The sequence below is a fragment of the Pseudomonas sp. GW821-FHT09H03 genome, assembly GCF_059415945.1.
Genome location: NZ_JBWKOF010000006.1, coordinates 239521 through 258710, shown reverse-complemented (window position 1 = coordinate 258710; position 19190 = coordinate 239521). Strand labels below are relative to the sequence as shown.

The 19190-nt window shown below is 58.7% G+C and carries 20 protein-coding genes and 3 pseudogenes; 16 read left to right on the top strand and 7 right to left on the bottom strand.

All coding sequences use genetic code 11. The features are described from left to right. Window positions 1–390 precede the first annotated feature (390 nt). Together AC07OG_RS11010 and AC07OG_RS11005 are read right to left on the bottom strand one after the other, a co-directional pair. A pseudogene (locus AC07OG_RS11010) lies at window positions 391–572 on the bottom strand (hypothetical protein). A 33-nt stretch (window positions 573–605) separates the two neighbouring features. Further along, window positions 606–779 (bottom strand): annotated as a pseudogene (locus tag AC07OG_RS11005) (5-guanidino-2-oxopentanoate decarboxylase); the annotation flags it as partial. Between the two features lie 13 nt (window positions 780–792). On the opposite strand from AC07OG_RS11005, the pseudogene AC07OG_RS11000 reads away from it, so the two are divergent. Together AC07OG_RS11000 and AC07OG_RS10995 are read left to right on the top strand one after the other, a co-directional pair. Further along, window positions 793–942 (top strand): annotated as a pseudogene (locus AC07OG_RS11000) (toxin-antitoxin system HicB family antitoxin); the annotation flags it as partial. Window positions 943–1210: 268 nt separating this feature from the next. After that, window positions 1211–1660: a response regulator gene (locus tag AC07OG_RS10995; RefSeq protein ID WP_495067022.1), complete on the top strand. Its 450-nt coding sequence runs from the start codon at window positions 1211–1213 to the stop codon at window positions 1658–1660. On the opposite strand, the gene AC07OG_RS10990 is transcribed toward AC07OG_RS10995, so the two are convergent. Together AC07OG_RS10990 and AC07OG_RS10985 are read right to left on the bottom strand one after the other, a co-directional pair. Further along, window positions 1655–2203 carry a hypothetical protein gene (locus AC07OG_RS10990; RefSeq protein WP_495067021.1) on the bottom strand — a complete coding sequence of 183 codons (549 nt, stop codon included), beginning with the start codon at window positions 2201–2203 and terminating at the stop codon, window positions 1655–1657. The genes AC07OG_RS10995 and AC07OG_RS10990 overlap by 6 nt on opposite strands. Then, window positions 2196–3014: a winged helix-turn-helix domain-containing protein gene (locus AC07OG_RS10985; RefSeq protein ID WP_082457456.1), complete on the bottom strand. Its 819-nt coding sequence runs from the start codon at window positions 3012–3014 to the stop codon at window positions 2196–2198. The genes AC07OG_RS10990 and AC07OG_RS10985 overlap by 8 nt, the downstream gene beginning before the upstream one ends. Window positions 3015–3281: 267 nt before the next feature. Between AC07OG_RS10985 and AC07OG_RS10980 the strand changes: the two genes are divergently transcribed. From AC07OG_RS10980 to AC07OG_RS10925, 12 genes are all read left to right on the top strand, one after another. Continuing rightward, window positions 3282–3467: a hypothetical protein gene (locus AC07OG_RS10980; RefSeq protein WP_495067020.1), complete on the top strand. Its 186-nt coding sequence runs from the start codon at window positions 3282–3284 to the stop codon at window positions 3465–3467. A gap of 35 nt (window positions 3468–3502) precedes the next feature. After that, on the top strand, window positions 3503–4612 hold the full coding sequence (locus AC07OG_RS10975; RefSeq protein WP_495067019.1) for a response regulator: 1110 nt from the start codon (window positions 3503–3505) through the stop codon (window positions 4610–4612). A gap of 71 nt (window positions 4613–4683) precedes the next feature. Then, the gene (locus tag AC07OG_RS10970) at window positions 4684–7929 is read left to right on the top strand and encodes a hybrid sensor histidine kinase/response regulator (protein ID WP_495067018.1); all 3246 of its coding nucleotides are present in this window, start codon (window positions 4684–4686) and stop codon (window positions 7927–7929) included. A 274-nt stretch (window positions 7930–8203) separates the two neighbouring features. Then, entirely contained in the window at window positions 8204–9526 is a 1323-nt protein-coding gene (locus AC07OG_RS10965) for a DUF1329 domain-containing protein (protein ID WP_060539842.1), read from the top strand. A gap of 296 nt (window positions 9527–9822) precedes the next feature. Further along, complete coding sequence (locus AC07OG_RS10960) at window positions 9823–10143, top strand: YbjQ family protein (RefSeq protein ID WP_060539841.1); 321 nt, start codon at window positions 9823–9825, stop codon at window positions 10141–10143. 145 nt (window positions 10144–10288) lie between these two features. Further along, a complete protein-coding gene (locus tag AC07OG_RS10955; RefSeq protein WP_495067017.1) occupies window positions 10289–10477 on the top strand; it encodes a hypothetical protein in 189 nt (62 codons plus the stop codon). A gap of 557 nt (window positions 10478–11034) precedes the next feature. Then, a complete protein-coding gene (locus AC07OG_RS10950; RefSeq protein WP_060539839.1) occupies window positions 11035–11403 on the top strand; it encodes a glycine zipper domain-containing protein in 369 nt (122 codons plus the stop codon). 112 nt (window positions 11404–11515) lie between these two features. Further along, entirely contained in the window at window positions 11516–11989 is a 474-nt protein-coding gene (locus AC07OG_RS10945; RefSeq protein ID WP_495067016.1) for a glycine zipper domain-containing protein, read from the top strand. A gap of 47 nt (window positions 11990–12036) precedes the next feature. Beyond that, the gene (locus AC07OG_RS10940; RefSeq protein WP_495067015.1) at window positions 12037–12228 is read left to right on the top strand and encodes a hypothetical protein; all 192 of its coding nucleotides are present in this window, start codon (window positions 12037–12039) and stop codon (window positions 12226–12228) included. Window positions 12229–12333: 105 nt separating this feature from the next. Continuing rightward, window positions 12334–12546, top strand: a complete 213-nt coding sequence (locus tag AC07OG_RS10935; RefSeq protein ID WP_218424527.1) for a hypothetical protein — start codon at window positions 12334–12336, stop codon at window positions 12544–12546. A gap of 100 nt (window positions 12547–12646) precedes the next feature. Then, the gene (locus tag AC07OG_RS10930) at window positions 12647–13012 is read left to right on the top strand and encodes a hypothetical protein (protein WP_495067014.1); all 366 of its coding nucleotides are present in this window, start codon (window positions 12647–12649) and stop codon (window positions 13010–13012) included. Between the two features lie 185 nt (window positions 13013–13197). Next, window positions 13198–13893 carry an HAD-IA family hydrolase gene (locus tag AC07OG_RS10925; protein ID WP_218424525.1) on the top strand — a complete coding sequence of 232 codons (696 nt, stop codon included), beginning with the start codon at window positions 13198–13200 and terminating at the stop codon, window positions 13891–13893. Window positions 13894–14060: 167 nt separating this feature from the next. Here the strand turns inward: AC07OG_RS10925 and AC07OG_RS10920 are convergent, their stop codons facing one another. Further along, window positions 14061–14807: a 3-oxoacyl-ACP reductase family protein gene (locus AC07OG_RS10920; protein WP_218424524.1), complete on the bottom strand. Its 747-nt coding sequence runs from the start codon at window positions 14805–14807 to the stop codon at window positions 14061–14063. Between the two features lie 125 nt (window positions 14808–14932). Here AC07OG_RS10920 and AC07OG_RS10915 point away from each other — a divergent pair, with 125 nt between their 5' ends. Continuing rightward, window positions 14933–15856, top strand: coding sequence for a LysR family transcriptional regulator (locus AC07OG_RS10915; RefSeq protein WP_060539834.1), 924 nt, complete (start codon window positions 14933–14935; stop codon window positions 15854–15856). Window positions 15857–15943: 87 nt separating this feature from the next. Here the strand turns inward: AC07OG_RS10915 and AC07OG_RS10910 are convergent, their stop codons facing one another. Further along, window positions 15944–16678: a phosphoadenylyl-sulfate reductase gene (locus AC07OG_RS10910; protein ID WP_495067013.1), complete on the bottom strand. Its 735-nt coding sequence runs from the start codon at window positions 16676–16678 to the stop codon at window positions 15944–15946. Between the two features lie 170 nt (window positions 16679–16848). Here AC07OG_RS10910 and thrH point away from each other — a divergent pair, with 170 nt between their 5' ends. Further along, a complete protein-coding gene (gene thrH, locus AC07OG_RS10905) occupies window positions 16849–17466 on the top strand; it encodes a bifunctional phosphoserine phosphatase/homoserine phosphotransferase ThrH (protein WP_495067012.1) in 618 nt (205 codons plus the stop codon). A 112-nt stretch (window positions 17467–17578) separates the two neighbouring features. Here thrH and pabB read toward each other — a convergent pair whose 3' ends face one another. After that, the gene (gene pabB / locus AC07OG_RS10900) at window positions 17579–18922 is read right to left on the bottom strand and encodes an aminodeoxychorismate synthase component I (RefSeq protein WP_495067011.1); all 1344 of its coding nucleotides are present in this window, start codon (window positions 18920–18922) and stop codon (window positions 17579–17581) included. Window positions 18923–19190 lie beyond the last annotated feature (268 nt).

Sequence of the window (19190 nt, the reverse complement as noted above, 5' to 3'; positions counted from 1 at the left end):
CGCAGTTGGCTTAATGCGGAGTCGGTGCCATCAAGTCAATTGTTGAGGTTGCTGGCAAAACGGCTCGGTGTTCACCGGGAGTGGTTAATAAGTGGTCGTGGTGAGCAATATAATGAAGAGCCAAAACGTAAACGTAGGGGCTGAAATTAGTCGTATATCAACCAACGTTTGACGGCGCGGATTGCCCTTCGCCCGTTCGACCTTGGCGCAACGCCCTGCTTGTTCAACTCCGCGACCAATGCTTTAGACTCGCTCGATTCAATCAAGCGAAACCAAAATGATTCACGTTGAGCCAGAGTCGCGTCCATTTGGCCGATTACAGCCTGTCGCGCTGGGCTACTAACGACCCAGCGCGGCCCTCTGTGAAGGGCTGCAATCGACCGATCGTTGTCACTCCGGAATCATCCGTACTGCGAGCGTCATCTTGATGAAGTCTTCATTTTTATCTATGGCTTCCAGGGCGATCCGCGCTGCTTGACCCAATTCGAAAGCTCCATGATGGCGGCTTCCAAGGTGAGCTGGTTTTCGTTGAGCTTGTACAGTAGGGGAGGAAGCAGATCAGAGTTTGGCATCGATAATCCTCCGTGAAGCGTTCACCGTAGCATTCAAAAACATCTGTCAGTAGGAGCGTTTCTCAGCAGTTCTTGCAAATGCTGGTGATCGTTTGCGCGCTCCGCTATGCAACCAAATCCGCGTGCGATTGCTATGAAGTCCGGAGTGAATATGTCGACTCCTATAGGCGTAATGTCTCTCTGCTCCATGTAGCGCTTTATCTCCCCCTACCCTTGGTTCGGACGTTCACCGCAAAAACCCTATTCAGGCAATCTCAACCTGCGCTTGGCGCCTGCGCTCCACGCAACAGTCGCGGTTAAAGCGCAGTTAGCTCACAAGAGCATCAATCAATGGGTGGCGGACGTTCTTGATCGAGAGGCGCATGCCTGAGGCGAAGGTCGGTAAAGGCGATAAACCAGCTTTGTGTAAAAGTGCTGGAACCCAATTGCAACTCGCGCAACCGCGCCCGCCTTATCTTGCTCTGACCCCAACCGCCACTTTCGGGGATACAGCAGAAGCTTTCAGCGTTTTTCATCCCCAACCCTGAGACGATTCATGCCTTTTCACAGCGGGCTCACGTACTGCATGCGTTAATGCAATCGCCTGGCACAGGCAACAAAACAGCCAGGTGGCCAGCGACTGCAGACGGTTGGGGATGATGTCCGATTACGAAATTTTGAGTGATGCCGAGCGTGAAGCAATCAATGCCGTCATGCACGAAACAGATTTGCTCCATCAAACGGTCCTGATCGTCGAGGATGATCAGTTTACCCGCGAGATGCTGGCTGAAATTCTGCAGCTCAATGGTATTTCATGTCTGGCCGCCGCAAGTGTCGCCGAGGCTTTGAGTTGGCTTGCCACTGACAAGTCCATCGGGCTGGTTATCACTGACCTGCGGATGCATCCGCAAAGTGGCTTGACGCTGATACGCTATATTCGCGAATCAGACCGGGCGCAGATGCCCATTGTGATCATGTCCGGTGATGCGGGTGTTCGGGATGCCATCGATGCCATGCATTTGGATGTCGTCGATTTTTTACTCAAGCCGTTCGACCCGGAGCAATTGGTGCAACTGCTGCACGAGGAGCTTGGCATCCAGGCGTTATAGCGTTGAAGGGCGGGTTTCGCTGCTTTTATCTGCCACAACGTCGCGATTGCGGTTACACAGGACAATCAATTCGGTCCCGTTTTCGATCAGATAATGTGATTCGTCGAGTACCCGTAGGTGATAGCTGAGGCTGGAGCCTGGCTGAAAAATGAAGAGTCCGAGTCTGGGATATTCAAAAGGCAACTGTGTATCTGTCTGGCCTTTGCCTGCTTCCTTGACCTGAACCAGCAAGCGGTCACCCTCACGCTTTGCCGTGAATGTGCTGTAGCGCTGCATGACGTCTGTTATGCGCCCCTGGTCGGTGTCAACGCGTTCAATGGCCATGCGTAGATAGCTGAGTTTGTCTTTATTCAGATCCACACTTAAACGCGCTAACACCAATTCCGACTGTTTTGCCCCACGCTGTGCGTACACGCTTTCTGCGGTACACATCAGATCGAGTCCGGCCGTGTGTTGACCCCAGCGCGCCCCCGCCCAGGCGCAGGCCGCACTGACCACAACAAAAGCCGCGCACCAGGCCCAACGCTTGTTCAGGCTAATCACGCAGATTTACTCCGATGCATTGGCTGTTGGCCGTTTTCATTTCACCTGCACACAGCAGGAAGTGGCGACCCAGATAATCGGGTAGCAGGTACAGATGCCTGCTGTCGTTGGCCATACCCATCCAGTTGGCTACCTGTTTGCCCGTGTGCAGCACTCTCTGCAACCGTTCCGGCGGGATGGTGACGCCGCTGGGCAAGTGCACCCGGGTGTTGTCCATGGCTTGCGGCGCGGCAAAGTCGAATGGCTGGGCACGCAATGGTTGCGCATACCAGGATGCAGTCAGCTGAAATACCAGGGCCCCCCAAAGCGTGACGGCGCCCAGAATCAAGGCTATGCCGACTCTGCTTCTTCGGGGCGCCGATGGCGCTGCGGCAGGGGCATGAGTCGGGAATGCCGCGGGTGCCATTGTTTCGGTCAAGGGCTCGTCGCAGGGCAAGGGATTGTCGCTGTCGTTCGCTGGTGGTGCCGCAGCCAGTTCGACAATCTGAACGCCCTCGGCAAGTTTGTAGCCGATACGAGGATGGGTCTGGATCAGGTCAAGGCCTGGCTGGAACCTGTCGATGGCCACCCGCAGTTGCCGCACGGCCTGCGCCAGGCTGTTATCGGTCACCTCGAGTCCATATTGCCCCCAGGCACCGGCGATAAGTTCGCGTTTGCGTACTACAGACCCATTCGACCTGAGTAACTGGGCCAGGCAACGACTGGAAATCGCGTTGAGCCGATAAGGCTCAACGGAAGCGTCGTCGGCAAGAAAAAGTAGAAAGTTGTCTTCGTCGAAGACCAGTCGGCTGTCGATCAACATCCTGCTCATGCGAGCTCCGAATTGAACATGGCGAGAGCTCTTCGCGGCGGACAGCGAGTTATTTCGGGCGTGGATTTTTGGGAACCGTACACAGTGCTTGGGATATTTGTGGTCATTATTGTTCCCGTATTCTAACCGGTGAGTATAACACGAGCGAAATTTTTCAATCGGCTGTCGCCTTTGCGAAGCTTATGAACGTGCGCAGGCGCGTCTCGGCCCAGCGCTGAGAAGCATGCGCAAAGTACTGGCTGCAAATGTTCGGAAAGCAGGCGGCGTATGGCTCTGCAGGGTGCGGATCAGAATTTTTCAGCGCTTTTCAGCGTTGCGCCGGATGCGGCTCAGTCCAATTCAGAGCAGCTTGGTACGGGGCGTGAGTTACTGACGGCAATGACAAATTCGACTTTGCGTCGCTTTTCTCTTGTTCGTGCATTTGCGGCACCAGCGTTTGCACTGGCTGTTTGAGCCGGGCATTCGTGAGCCCCCGTAAGGAAGTTCCGTTGAGTCTCCCACCCCACAAACCCACCGTGCTGGTCGTCGACGATGTGCCGGCCAACCTGCGCCTGATAAGTGAGTTGCTGCAGGAGCATTACCAGGTGCGTGTCGCTACCAGCGGTGCGCAGGCATTGCGCATTGTCGATCGAACCATACCCGATCTGATTTTGCTGGATGTGATGATGCCAGAAATGGATGGCCATGAAGTCTGTCGTCGACTTAAGGCAGATCCCAAAACGTGTGACGTGCCGGTGTTGTTTCTCAGCGCCAGGAACCAGGACGAGGATGAATGCCTGGGGTTTGCACTGGGCGCGAGCGACTATCTGAACAAGCCGATCAGTCCGCCGATACTGCTGGCGCGGGTGCAGACGCAGATTCGCCTGAAGGTCGCGACCGATCAGTTGCGCCTGCAAAATACTTTTCTCGATCAGCAAGTGATGGCGCGTACCCGCGAGCTGCAAGCCACCCATGACGTGACCATCCTGGCGCTCGCGTCATTGGCCGAGACCCGTGACAACGAGACGGGCAACCACCTGCGGCGAACACAGCATTATGTGCGGGCGCTGGCCGAGGAACTGCGCCATCACCCGCGCTTCAGTGCGGATCTGGACGAACAGAGCATTGAGTTGATGTTCAAGTCGGCTCCTTTGCACGACATTGGCAAGGTCGGTATTTCTGACCATATCTTGCTCAAGCCGGGGCGCTTCGAGCCGGCCGAATTCGAAATCATGAAGACTCACGCGCAGTTGGGTTATCAGGCGCTGGTCCATGCCGAAGAGTTGTTGGGCGCGCAGGTTCCCTTCCTGCGCATCGCCAAGGAAATCGCCCTGTGCCACCACGAAAAATGGGATGGCAGCGGCTATCCCCGTGGCCTGGTCGGCGACGCTATTCCCGTGAGTGCCCGCCTGATGGCGCTCGCCGACGTCTACGACGCGGTTATCAGCCGGCGCGTGTACAAATCGGAAATGAGCCACCAGACCGCGGCGGCAATCATTTATGACGGGGCCGGTCGGCATTTTGATCCGGACGTGGTTGCGGCGTTCAAGGTCCTGGAAGAGAAGTTCGAACAGATTGCCCGGTGCTTCGCCGACACCGATAGCGAAGAGCCAAAGTAGGGGCCGGAGCGACTCCAGGCTTTCCCCTAAAATCACGATTGGTATGTACTGGCGTCAGGAACACAAAAAAAGTGAAATCAACCAAAAGTTCGAAAGTCATCCAGTACGTACTTGTTGCAATCGCGATTACGTTCGCAGGTCTGCTCTATACCTTCATCAGCATCAAACAAGCGGCATACGATGCCCATGCAGCCAGCGAGAAGCGTTACCGGTCTTACTTACTGGCCGAAGAACTGCGCCGCAGCTCCGATGAATTGACCCGCCTGGCACGTACTTATGTGGTGACGGTGAACCCGGAGTTTGAACGCCAATACCTGAAGATCATTGATATCCGCAAAGGCGATGCGCCACGCCCCAAGGACTATCACCGCATCTACTGGGACTTTGTCGCGGCGGGCGATTGGCAGCCGCGCCCCGATGAGGCGCCGGTGGCCTTGCTGACGCTGCTCAGGCGCGAAGGGTTCACCGATGAGGAGTTCGCCAAGCTCACGGACGCCCAGGCCCATTCCGATAATCTGGTGCGCCTTGAGGTTCAGGCGATGAACGCGGTCAAGGGCCGGTTTGCCAATGTCCGGGGCAGTTACACGGTGGAAGGCGAGCCTGACCTGCCGCTGGCCCGGGAACTTCTGTATAGCCCCCAGTACCATGCCTTCAAGGCACAGATCATGAAGCCGGTGGATGAGTTCTTCGGGTTGATGGACGCTCGGACTTCGCGGGAAGTGGCTCAGTCCAACAGTGCCCTTGATTTTGCGCAGAACCTGTTCGTGGCAATTTTGCTGCTACTGATTGCTGAGTTTTGCCTCCTGATCTATTTCGGGCGCAGACAGATCCTCGAATTGCTGGGGGGCGCTCCTGGCGAACTTAATCGGGTGTTGAACGAGCTGGCTACCGGCAATTTGGGCGTATTGATTGCGCAAGCGCCTGCCAACAGTGCGTTGGGTCGTGTGCGGATAATGGCCGACAAGTTGAGGGATCTGATCGATTCAACGAACAAAGCCAGTGAGCAGTTGCGGCACTTTTTCATCGAGATTCAGGAAAAAAACCGCCAGCTTGAAATCGCCGACCAACACAAAAGCGACTTCGTGGCCAATATGAGCCATGAAATCCGCACGCCAATGAACGCAATCATCGGCATGAGCTACCTGGCGCTGAAAACCGACCTGAATCCTCGTCAGCGCGACTACATCGAGAAGATCCAGCAGTCCGGCAGGCATTTGCTGGGCATCATCAACGACGTGCTCGATTTTTCCAAGATTGAAGCCGGCATGCTTAACGTCGACCAGGGCGAGTTCACTCTTGAGGAACTGCTGGACAATGTGGTGAATCTGGTCGGGACCCGCGCCGCGCAACGCAATCTGGAGTTGATCCTCGATGTAGGCCGCGATGTCCCGCCGGTGATGCTGGGCGACGCGCTGCGCATGGGGCAAATTCTGGTCAACTATGCCAGCAACGCCGTCAAGTTCACTGAGCGCGGCCAGATCACCATCGAGGTCAATCTGCAGGAGCGCGGCGAGTCCGATGCGCTGTTGTACTTTGCGGTCAAGGACACCGGCATCGGTCTGTCTAAAGAGCAGATGCAGCGTCTGTTTCAAAGCTTTCAGCAGGCAGACACCTCGACTACCCGCAAGTACGGCGGCACCGGCCTGGGCCTGGTGATTGCGAAAAAACTCGCTCAGTTGATGGGCGGTGCGGTCGGCATGGACAGCATTGTCGGTCAGGGTTCGACCTTCTGGTTCACGGCCCGTGTCGGCATTGTGGCCACCGCGCGCAGAAAGCTTCAACGCCCGGACCTGCATGGTCGCCGGGTACTGGTAGTGGACGACAATGCCAGCGCCCGACACACCCTCTCGGAAATGTTGACCGAGATGGGCTTCAGGGTACTCAGCACGGAGTCGGGGGTGATGGCCATCGGCGCACTGCGCGACGCCAATGTTGCAGGCACGCCATTTGATGTCGTGTTGCTGGATTGGCAGATGCCAGGCATGGACGGCATTGAGACGGCGAAACTGATCAAGCGTGGGCATGCTGGCAAGGTGCCGCGCATGGCGCTGGTGACGGCTTACGGCCACGACAACTTGCTGGCCGATGCGAGCGACACCGGGCTGGAGGCCGTGTTGGTCAAGCCGGTCAGCCCCTCCACGCTGTTTGACGCCATGGGCAAACTGCTCAGCAACACGCAGGGTGAAGTCGAGTCAATGCCTGACGATGGGGCAGTGGAGGACGCCATGGCAACGATCCGTGGTGCGAGAATCCTGCTGGCCGAAGACAACGAACTGAACCAGCAGGTGGCGACAGAATTGCTGACCGACGCCGGCTTGCTGGTGGATATCGCCGACAATGGACAAATTGCTGTCGCCAGGGTGCAAACGGCTGACTACGACCTGGTGCTCATGGATATGCAGATGCCAGTACTCGACGGCGTGAGCGCGGCGCGGGCCATCAGGGATCTGCCAGGCAAGGGTGATCTGCCGATCGTGGCCATGACCGCCAACGCCATGCAGGTAGATCGGGAGCGTTGTCTGAGCGCGGGCATGGTGGATTTTGTCGCCAAGCCGATCGATCCAGAGGTGCTGTTTCGCACGCTGTTGCGCTGGATCAAACCGACCGGCGTGGCGCCTTGTGCGCTGAGAGCTGGAGCGGTCGATACGGGGTCCCTGGTTGACGTGCTGCCGGCGGCCATTCCCGGTCTCGATATCCAGGTGGGCCTGCGCACGGTGCAGGGCAAACCCGATCGCTACATCAGCCTGTTGCGCGGATTTTCCACGAGCCAGTCATCCACGATGCAGGACATACGCGACGCGCTGGCGCGAGACGATCGTTCCACCGCCGAGCGCCTGGCGCATACGCTGAAGGGCCTGGCCGGGATGATCGGCGCGTACGAGTTGCAGCGCCACGCCAACAACCTTGAACAGCAGTTGCGCCAAGATGTCGATGGCCGCCATGGCGCGGCCTCCATCGACACTCTGCAGTCGCTGCAGGGCTTGTTGGAGCGACAGATAACCAGCATTGCCCGGGCCTTGCCCGAGCCGGTGGCAACGGTATGCGGTCCGGTTGACTTGTCGCTGGGCGATACGGTGATTGCTCAATTGGATGCCTTGCTGCGTGACGACAATCCGAAAGCGGAACAACTGCTGCAGGAGCACAAAGCACTGTTGGCCACGGTTTTTCCCGAGCATTTCCGTGAGCTGAATCACGCCATCGAACAGTACGACTTTGAAAACGCGCTGCTGGTCCTGGCGCAAGCCACCACGGGCGCGAGGTCGTCCGCGGGATCGTCGGGTGCTGTCATCAATAGCCAAGCGCCTGTCGTCGAATGAAAAGCCCCCTCGATTCGGGGGCTCTTTAATGTCAGCCATAAAAAAACATCTGGCGATTGAGCCAGTCTGGTCGCTCACAAGGCGACCTAAACCGGGCGAGCAACTGCAAGCCGGCGCAACGCGAAGAGTTTTCCAGTCCTGTTTGAATGCACTGCCAGCCTTGGAAGGCCGATATCTGAGGCAGGGTGTACAGCGAACTGCCGCTTGAGCCGACGGATGCGACTGCTGCGCCTGAGTACAAAGTGCCTGGTCCGCCAGGCCGGAGAATAACAATATGAAATTCGTGAAAAGTCTTCTGGCTGCTTCACTCCTGCTGAGTGTGGCGATTGATGCTCAGGCATTGGTATCGAGTCAGGAAGCGGCCCGGCTGGGCACCAGCCTGACTCTGGTAGGCGCTGAAAAAACCGGTAATGCCGATGGCTCCATCCCACCTTACAGCGGTGGCCTGAAAACGGCCCCGGCCGGCTTCAAGAGCGGCGACAGCATGCGCCCGGACCCCTTTGCGGACGAAAAACCGTTGCTGGTGATCAATGGCAAGAACATTGACCAGTACAAGGGCATGCTCACGGCCACCACCGTCGAGCTGGCCAGGCGCTATCCCGGCTACCGCATTGACGTGTATCCGACCCATCGCACCGCAGCGCTGCCCCAGGCGGTACAGGAAAACAGCCGCAAGAACGCCACCGGTGCCAGGTCCCTCAACGGCGGCATCGCCTTCGAAAATGTATTGCCTGGTGTGCCGTTCCCGATCCCGCAATCGGGCGCCGAGGCGATGTGGAATTTCCTGCTGCGTTACCAGGGCGTCAACATCCATTCCAAGTACGACTCCTGGAGCGTCGACACGTCGGGAGTGCCGAGCCTGGCTGTCACGGGCGAGGCGTTCGTCTCCTTTCCAATTTATGAAAATATGTCGAAGCCCATCGACAACTCCGACATCTACTACCAGTTAAAACTGTCCTATAGCGCACCTGCGCGGCGAGCTGGCGAGTCGATCATGCTCAAGAACGCCACCAACCCGCTGCAGCGCCCTGGCCGTGCCTGGCAGTACATGCCGGCCCAACGCCGGGTCAAACAGATTTCGATCCTCGCCTACGACACGCCGAACCCCGGCACGGCCCGTGCCCTGGAGCTGTACGACTGGACGCTGGTGGGCAAACAAGAAATGATTGTGCCCTACAACACTTACAAACTGACCTACGCACGGGAAGCCAAGTCGCTGACCACTCCCAATTTCATTTCCCCGGACTTCGTACGCTGGGAAAAGCACCGGGTCTACGTCGTCGAGGGCAACCTCAAGCCCGGTGCAAAGCACATCTACCAGAAGCGCCGCTTTTACCTGGATGAAGATACCTGGGCCGCTGTGGCTTCCGATCAGTACGACACCGGTGGCCAGCTATACCGTGGCTCCTTTGCTTTCCTCAGTCAGAGCTATGACCAGCAGGTTCCGGATGCCACTCCTTTCATGACTTACGATCTGTCCCGTGGCACCTACAACATCAATGGCGTGGTAGGCCCCCATGGTGGTATCCGCTACACCGATCCGCTTTCAACGGCGCAGTGGATTCCAGAGTCCATGGCCGGTGCCGGCATTCGCTAGGCTCGGGGCGTTGCGACACCGCAACCTGCAAGGCTGATAAACCGCCAGTTCGACCAGACAAAACCCCCGACTTTGCCAGGAAGTCGGGGGTTTTTCGGTTTCTACCCAGTGATATTTTCCACGCGTTGTACTGCTCTCGCGTGCGAGTCGGCCTTGCCGGGCAGAGTCGGTCTTCAGGCTGTTTGGTTACACCTGTAGACTGGCCGCCACTTTCGAACACAATCGTCTTCGTGCGATTGGCTGAGGCTGCCGGTTTTTGCTGCGCTGGCTCACTACCCGGACAACAAGGAAATCCGATGATCACAACCACGACCCATGCCGTTGAAGGCCGCTCCATCACCGCCTACCTGGACATCGTCAGCGCCGAGTCGGTACAAGGCATCAACGTTGTCCGAGACATGTTTGCCGGGATGCGCGACATTTTTGGCGGGCGCTCCCAGACCCTGGAGCGGGCATTGCAGGAAGCGCGCATTCAGGCGACTGAAGAGATCAAGGACCGGGCGCGGGCACTGCAGGCGGATGCAGTGGTAGGGCTCGATTATGAAATCAGCATGCCCGCCGGCAAGGGGGGGATGGTGGTGGTTTTTGTAACAGGAACGGCGGTCAAATTGAGATGAGCCACGGTATCGGCCATTCGTCGGGGATCGAGGATTGTGAATTACAAGTCCAGTAGTGACCGGCTAGTCTGAAAAACTTGGTGGTCGATATTTTTCAGGCAAAGGGCTTGCCGGTGTCGATCCCGTTTTTGAGAGGGGTGAAGTGATGGCTGATCCATATATCGAAGACGATGGCGCAGAGTTTCCGATCAACAACTATGTACAGTGTGGCCAGACCCACTATGTATCCGGCTTTGGAGAGGACAAGACCGAGGTCGACAAGATCAGGAGCCGAGCCTGCCGGGTACTCAAGGGCAAGTTTCTACCCAAGGTCGCGGCCCCGATCAGGAAGTGATTGAGCCACCAACAAACCCTGTCATTGAGCGTAATGCTGTTCACTTAACACGATCATCAGGCAAGTACAAAATCTGTGGCGAGGGGGCTTGTCGGACCGCCGCATCGCCCCGTTCGGCTGCGAAGCGGCCCCAAAACCAGCCATCGAGGTGTACCAAGCACACCGCGAGTGATGGTTTTACGACTGCTTCGCAGCCGAACGGGGCGATGCGGCGGTCCGACAAGCCCCCTCGCCACATATGTGTGTGCCCCAGCTTAAGTGAACAGCGTTACGTCATTGAGCGGGGTTTTTCATAGGTGAAGAATTTTTGATCGGATGACTAACGGTACTTTTTTTCACAAACTTTTCACGACCCCCGACGTAGTCTGAGCTCATCCGTTAGAAAGCAATACCTGCCCGTTCCCCAGCGGGCTTTTTTTTGCCTGTGATAAAACCTTTCCCGATAATGCTGTCCAACTGTCGCCCATCGCGAAGTTGAACCGGCATGCTGGACTTTGTCTGCGCGAAAGCATTCAATCTCGCCCCCTTATGCTTAATCCTATTGTTTGAGGTTTGTCATGCGTTTAACACTGCCCGCTCTGGTTCTGGGGCTTTTGGTTGCTCAAGGTGCAATGGCCAGCGACACCACTGCTGCGCTGGGTGGCGGCCTGGGTGGCGCGTTGGGTAACGTTGTTGGTCACCAAATGGGTGGCAGCACGGGCGCAGCGATTGGTGCGGGTGTCGCGGGTGCAGCAGGCAGTGCCGTTGCCGCCAAAAAAGGCCACCGCACCAGCGCTGCCATAGGCGGCGGTGTGGGCGCGGCCGGTGGTTCGGTCATCGGCAACAGCCTCGGCGGCAAGACCGGTTCGACCATCGGCGCAGGCCTTGGTGGTGCACTGGGCGGCGGCGTGGGCAACAACATGGCCAAAGGTCACAAGCATCACTGATCCCGATGGATCCTGCGAAAAAGCCCGGTTTGATGCCGGGCTTTTTCGTTGATGAACGAAATTCAGTTTAACGGCTCAAATCTACATTCCCCGGAAGAAAGTGAGGCACACCATGAAGCCCGTATCCAACAACAATAAATGCGCAAATGGCAGTCTGAATGCACGACGCTTGACGTTGCCCGCCCTGGTTTTCGCCATGTTTGTTGCACCGGTGGCCCTGGCGTCGGGTAATACCGACGCGGCGGTAGGGGGTGGGCTTGGCGGCGTATTGGGTAACGTTGTGGGTGGACAAGTGGGCGGCAGTACCGGTGCCGCGGTCGGCGCCGGCCTTGGCGGCGCGGCAGGTAGCGCGGTCGCGGCACCCAAAGGCAGTCGCACTGAGGCGGCCGTGGGTGGTGGCCTGGGTTCGGCGGGTGGCTCGATAATCGGCAACAGTCTGGGCGGCTCGACCGGCTCGGCCATCGGTGCCGGTCTGGGTGGTGCAGCTGGTGGTGCCATCGGCAACAACCTGGGCAGCGACAACGACAACTCCCACTCCGGAGGCGGTCATAAGCACAAAAACAAGCACCATAACAAGCATCACTGATACGACAGTAACCACGAGCCCTGTCTCTGGCGGGTGTGAGGCATGCCATGACCCCTGAAACCGAAGGCGAGGAAGAAAAAGGCCCAGGCGGACTACCGTTCATCAATGATCCCGGCAACGAAGATCCGGGTTCATTGATGGACGATGCGACCGTACCGCTCAACGATGCGGATGAAGCGGGTGACGTGGGCAATATCGAGCACGAAGAAAATGAAGCCCAGGAAGACGATGACCACTGATCGTCTTCATGTTTGATGGACCGATTGTCTCCCCGGGCGAACGTGCCCATCGCACCGTCCTCGAAGTATCAAGGCCTGCCTTTCAGGCCCCTTGAGAGGTGCGAGATGAACGCCGATCCAAAAGACAGCAACGTTGACGAAACCCCCGAGTACCCGCTGCCTTCCCCGACCGATTCCCTGAGTCGCGATCAACGTCCGCCCGACGATGAGGCAGGCGTCGAACAAGTCCCTGACGATAATGTGGAGCGCGGTGATGTCGAGGCCATTCCCTCTGACCCGGACGATGCGGGCGAGGACGGCTCGGCTGAACCGCGCTGATGGATTGGCTGTCCTGCATTTGCGCTCCTCGATTGAGCGGTACCCTTGAAAAGTGACAGCTGCCAGAAGTGAGGTAAGCAACCTTTAAAGGAGGTGCACCATGAACCAATCAAAATGGACAGGCATGGCGCTGGCCGGATTGTTATCGGTCAGTTCATGGGCGGTGTTTGCCGGAGACGGCGCCCCCGTCGACAAGGGCGGAATGCCACCGTCCACGGAAATGAATGCCGGCCCGGGGCCTGAGAATGCGTTGCCGCCGGGTTCTATCGGTGGCGGTAATGGTGCCGATGCCAATGGCAGCAGCACCAATCCAGGAGCGGCCAGTGAACCGATGCGTGGGGGAAATACGATGGGCAGTGGTTCCGGAAGCGGGGCTGGCGGCTCAGGCAGTTCCGAGGGCAGTGGTGGCGGCACGGGAAGTGCCGGCGGTGGCACCGGCAGTGGAGGAGGGGGGACGGGAGGTTAGTGCGGCGTGACTTTGCAATGCACAAGCCCGGCTGATGCCGGGCTTCTTGCTATCTGGCTGGCGAACTGCAGGATTTCGCATTGCCCTGGGCCATCTTGGCTCGCTATGCTGCTGAAACCTTTAATCCACCTGGAAGCGCCCCTGTCTGGGCCATCCGGGATGCCTTTGGAAACGGATCAGACGTGATGAATGCACCGCTCAAAGAGTTCGGCCCGATCAAAGCTGTGATCTTCGATATGGACGGCTTGCTGCTGGACACTGAGGGCATTTACACCGAAGTCACGTCCATCATTGCCGCGCGTTATGGCCGGACTTTCGATTGGAGCATCAAACAGAACATCATCGGACGCGGTGCAGGTGATCTGGCGCGCTATGTCGTCGAGGCGCTGGAGCTACCTATCACCGCTGAAGAATTCCTGGTGATTCGCGAACCCCTGATGCGGGAGCGTTTTCCCGGGGCGCAGGCGATGCCTGGTGCACAGCAGTTGGTCCGGCATCTGAAGGCCAACAACATCCCCATTGCGGTGGGGACCAGTTCCTCGAGTCAGTCGTTCAGCCAGAAAACCACCTTGCATCGCGACTGGTTTGCCATGTTCGACTTCATCGTCACCGCCGATGACCCGGAGGTTGGCGCGGCCAAACCGGCGCCGGATATCTTCCTGACGGCGGCGCGTCGCCTGGGTGTTGCGCCGCAGGACTGCCTGGTGTTCGAAGATTCGCCATTTGGCGTCACGGCGGCGAAAGCGGCGGGGATGACGGCGATCGCGATTCCCGATGCGGCGATGGCCGATGAAAAGTACGCCCATGCCGATGGCATCCTGCGTAGCTTGAAGGCGTTCGAGCCGGGTGTTTGTGGCTTGCCGGCGCTTGAATGGACTTGATCGTTGGACGTTGCCGAAGTTAGCAAAATCCTTGTGGGAGTGAGCCTGTGTGGCGAGGGGGCTTGCCCCCGTTGGACTACGCAGTAGTCCCAAAACACTGTTTTGGGGCGGCTACGCAGCCCAACGGGGGCAAGCCCCCTCGCCACATTTTGGATTGTGTTTACTCTTCAAGCGCCGAAGCCACCGTCAATCGTCAGGCTGGCACCAGTGATATAGCCGGCCTCTGGACCGACCAGGTAAGCCACGAAACTGGCAATCTCCTCAGCTTTGCCGTAACGACCCACGGCCATCAGCGGAATCAGGCTTTCAGCGAAATCGCCATGGGCCGGGTTCATGTCGGTGTCGACCGGGCCAGGCTGCACGTTATTGATGGTGATGCCTTGGGGCCCAAGGTCGCGGGCCAGGCCTTTGGTCAGGCCGACCAGCGCCGATTTGCTCATGGCATAGGGGCCGCCACCGGCAAAGGGCATGCGATCGGCGTTGGTGCTGCCGATATTGATGATGCGGCCGCCTTCAGTCATGTATTTTGCCGCCGCCTGAGAGGCAATGAACACGCTGCGCACGTTGATGGCCAGGGTCTGGTCGAAGTCTTCGAGTTTGAAATCGGCCAGCGGCGCGACGGCCAGTACGCCTGCGTTATTGACCAGGATATCCAGGCGGCCGAAGGCTTCTACCGTGGCGGTCACGGCGTTGCGGATAGCCTCGGCGTCTGCACTGTCAGCCTTGATTGCCAGCGCTTTGCCGCCATTGGCGGTGATGCTGTCTTGAAGTTCCCGGGCCTTGGCCGTGGAGCTCACATAAGTGAAGGCAACGGTTGCGCCTTCAGCGGCCAGGCGGTTGACGATGGCCGCGCCGATGCCGCGAGAGCCGCCTTGAATCAAGGCCACTTTGCCGCTGAGATTCTGAGTAGTCATATCGATCTCCAACTTCCCGAGGCGAGATGTCCCGGTTGATGGAGCCTAGTATCGATAAAGGATTACAGGCTGTGTAGACGGTAATTGCTATAGTCTGAGTAAACCAGAAGTTTATAGTGGCTTGTATGGAAACCTTCAGCAGTATCGAATGCTTCGTGCGCAGTGCCGAGGTCGGCAGCTTTGCCGAAGCGGCGCGGCGCTTGAGCCTGACCCCGGCGGCGGTGGGCAAGAGCGTTGCCAAGCTTGAGGCGCGCCTGGGTGTCAGGTTGTTCCAGCGCAGTACCCGCAGCCTGACGCTGACCGAGGCCGGTCAGCTGTTTCTCGGCGAAGTCAGCGCCAGCCTGCAAACCATCCAGAATGCCGTGGCCAACCTGGCCAGCGCCGAAGGGCGTCCGGCGGGAACGTTGAAAGTCAGCATGGGCACGGTGTTCGGGTGCCTGTACGTGGTGCCGCTGCTGGGTGAATTTCTGCGGCGCTATCCGGCGATCAATCCGGACTGGCATTTCGATAACCGCCAGGTGGACCTTATCGCCCAGGGTTTCGACGCGGCCATCGGCGGCGGGTTCGAACTGCCCCAGGGGGTGGTGGCACGCAAGCTGACCCCGGCGCATCGGGTGTTGGTGGCGTCCGCCGATTACCTGGCGAGCCATGCCGCGATTGTCGAGCCTGATGATCTCAAGCTTCACGATGGCATCCTGATCCGCTCGCCGCAGACCGGAAGGGTGCGTTCCTGGCAGTTGACCAGCCGAAGTCAGCAGCATTGTCCGTTGAGTCTCAGAGCGCGGATGACCCTGAGTGATTCGCAAGCCGCTTGTGCCACGGCAGCCCAAGGGTTGGGCATTGCGCTGGTGAGCATGCCTTTCGCGGTGGGGTACCTGGAGGCAGGTGCTTTACAGCGAGTGCTGCCGGACTGGTATGTCGATGACGGCAACATTTCCATCTATTACGCCGAGCACAAGTTGATGCCGGGCAAGACCCGGGCGTTTGTCGATTTCATTATTGAACAGTTTGCCGAGCAGGGGTTGGGGCGGCGATTTAGTGCGGTTTGAGTCAGGCAACAGACCGATGGCAGCGCCTCGGTCTATCTGCCAATCGCTAATTTCTCGCGTCCACACTCGTCCGCAGAACGCGTGGAATCAGGATTTGCCGATGATGTTCCCGGCATGCAGCCCGCATTCTTTCTGGGTGGCTTCTTCCCACCACCAGCGGCCTTCGCGTTCGTGCTGGTTCGGCAGCACCGGGCGGGTGCACGGCTCGCAGCCGATGCTGATGAAGCCGCGCTCATGCAGGCTGTTGTAAGGCAGTTCCAGCATGCGGATGTAGCCCCAGATCTCTTCGCTGGTCATCTGCGCCAGCGGGTTGAACTTGTACAGGGTGCGCTGCGGGGTGGAGAACGCGGAGTCGATTTCCATCACGGCGACGGCGCTGCGGGTGCCCGGGCTCTGGTCCCGACGCTGGCCGGTGGCCCAGGCCTTCACGCCGGACAGCTTGCGCCGCAGCGGCTCGATCTTGCGGATGCCGCAGCATTCGCCGTGACCGTCCTTGTAGAAACTGAACAGGCCTTTTTCCTTCACGAACGGTTCGAGCCTGGTGTAATCCGGTGACACCAGTTCGATGTCGATCTTGTAGTGCTCGCGCACCTGATCGATGAAGCGGTAGGTCTCGGGGTGCAAGCGGCCGGTGTCGAGGCTGAACACTTTGACGTTCTTGTTCAGCTTCCATGCCATGTCCACCAGTACCACGTCCTCGGCACCGCTGAAGGATATCCACAGGTCATCACCGAACTCGGCAAATGCCAGTTTCAGGATGTCCTGGGCGGATTTGTTGGCATAGGTCGTGGCGAGTTCCACGACGTCGAACGTTGGGCTCATCAGGGCGGCTTCCTACAGGTCGGTGGCGCTGGGCGCTCTATATGGGCCGATGGTAACAAAAAGCCGGGCGGATCGGGGGCCCACTGCGTTGCGCAGGCAGGCCCGAGTCGCTAGAGTTCGGCAGTCTTTTTACACGCTCGACTCAATAATCAATACAAATGGGGTGTCTTGTGGAAATTGCCTGTCTGGATCTTGAAGGTGTGCTGGTCCCGGAAATCTGGATCGCCTTCGCCGAAAAAACCGGGATCGAATCCCTCAGGGCCACCACCCGGGACATTCCCGACTACGACGTGCTGATGAAACAGCGCCTGCGGATTCTCGACGAGCATGGCCTGAAGCTGGCCGACATCCAGGAAGTGATCGCCACGCTCAAGCCGCTGGACGGTGCCATCGAGTTTGTCGACTGGCTGCGCGAGCGCTTCCAGGTGGTGATTCTGTCGGACACCTTTTACGAGTTCTCCCAGCCGCTGATGCGTCAGCTGGGTTTCCCGACCTTGCTTTGCCATCGTCTGATTACTGATGAGAGCGGGCGAGTGACGGGTTACCAGTTGCGCCAAAAAGACCCCAAGCGCCAGTCGGTGTTGGCGTTCAAGAGCCTTTACTACCGGGTGATTGCGGCGGGTGATTCCTATAACGACACCACCATGCTGGGCGAGGCGGATGCCGGGATCCTGTTCCATGCGCCGGACAACGTGATTGCCGAGTTCCCGCAGTTCCCGGCAGTGCACACGTTCGAGGAGCTCAAGCAGGAGTTTATCAAGGCTTCGAATCGGACTTTGAGCCTGTAGTCGTCTGAACTGACGCCTTCGCGGGCAAGCCCGCTCCCACAGTGGTTTTGCGTTGATCACAAAATCTGTGAACAACATGTAACCTGTGGGAGCGGGCTTGCCCGCGAAGCTCTTAAAGATTCTGCAGGGTATCGAGCAGCACCTTCACTTTGGTGATCGACTCCTGATATTCGGCCTGCCACTCGGAATCGGCGACGATCCCGCCACCGCCCCAGCAACACACCTGGCCATCCTTGACCAGCAAGCTGCGAATGGCGATGGAGCTGTCCATCTCGCCGCGTACGTCCAGGTACAGCAATGAACCGCAGTACAGGCCTCGCCGGGTCGGTTCCAGTTCGTCGATGATCTGCATGGCGCGAATCTTCGGCGCTCCGGTGATCGAGCCGCCCGGGAAACTGCCGGCGATCAGGTCCAGGGCATCGCGGCCCTGCGCCAGTTCCCCGGTGACGCTGCTCACCAGGTGATGCACATTCGGATAGCTTTCCAGGCTGAATAATTCAGGCACCCGTACCGAGCCGATACGACAGGTGCGCCCGAGGTCGTTGCGCAGCAGGTCGACAATCATCAGGTTCTCTGCGCGATCTTTTGGGCTTGCCAGTAATTCGGCGGCGTTCGCCGCATCTACTTCGGCGTTCCGGCCGCGGGGGCGGGTACCCTTGATCGGTCGGGTTTCGACCTGGCGCTCACTGACCTTGACGAAACGCTCGGGCGACAGGCTCAACACCGCGCCGCCGTCGGGCAGGCTCTGGAAACCGGAAAACGGTGTCGGGCACGCCGCCCGCAGCGCGTTGTACGCGGTCCACGGATCACCCTGGCAGGGCGCGCGGAAACGCTGGGCGAAGTTGACCTGATAGCAGTCGCCAGCCTGGATGTATTGCTGGATGCGCTCGATGGCCTGGCGATATTCATCAACGCTCAAGTCGGCGTGCATCGGCGCCTGCAAGTGGAATGGCTCGAGCGTTTGCGGGGCAGGCTGGCTGAACAGGTCGATCAGGCGCTGACGCTCGCTGTCCGCCAGCGTCGGGTGGAATACCAGTTGGCTGCTCATGCGCAGGTGATCGCTGATCAGCGCCCAGTCGTAGAGGCCGAAACGCGCATCGGGTAGTTGCAGGTCATCCAGCGCCTGACTCGGCAGGTTTTCCAGATGCCGGCCGAAGTCGTAGCTCAGGTAGCCGATCAAGCCGCCGGCGAAGGGCAGTTCAAATGGCTCGGGGATAGTGGCTTCGCCCAGGCGTGCCAGGTTATCGCGCAGGCGTTGCAGGAAATCGCCGCCATTTTCGTCGGGTGCTATGGCCAGTTGTTCCAGCGGCCAGGCACTGAGCAGGTCATAACGGCCGCGTTCGGCGCTTGGCCGGCCGCTGTCGAGCAGTACGGCGCCAGGGGCATGACGAATTGCCGCGAAAAATCCGGCGGGGTTGGCGCGATAGGGGAGTGGGTGTACGGAGCAGGTCAGCATGGGTGAAGGAGATCGGCCATTGAGGCGGGGTGGGGATTGTAGTCCTCTGGGGGAGTTGCTCCTAGAGGGTTGAATCAAGAGCTACCCTCACCCCAGCCCTCTCCCGGGGGGAGAGGGGGCCGACCGAGGTGTCTGGCGCTATACATCGACCTGAAAAATCGAGTCGATTATGGATTTGGTTCAGCGGCTTCAAGTCGCTGTGTGTCGTTGTGGGTTCAGCGTTTTCAAGTCGCTGTGTGTCGTTGTGGGTTCAGCGTTTTCAAGTCGC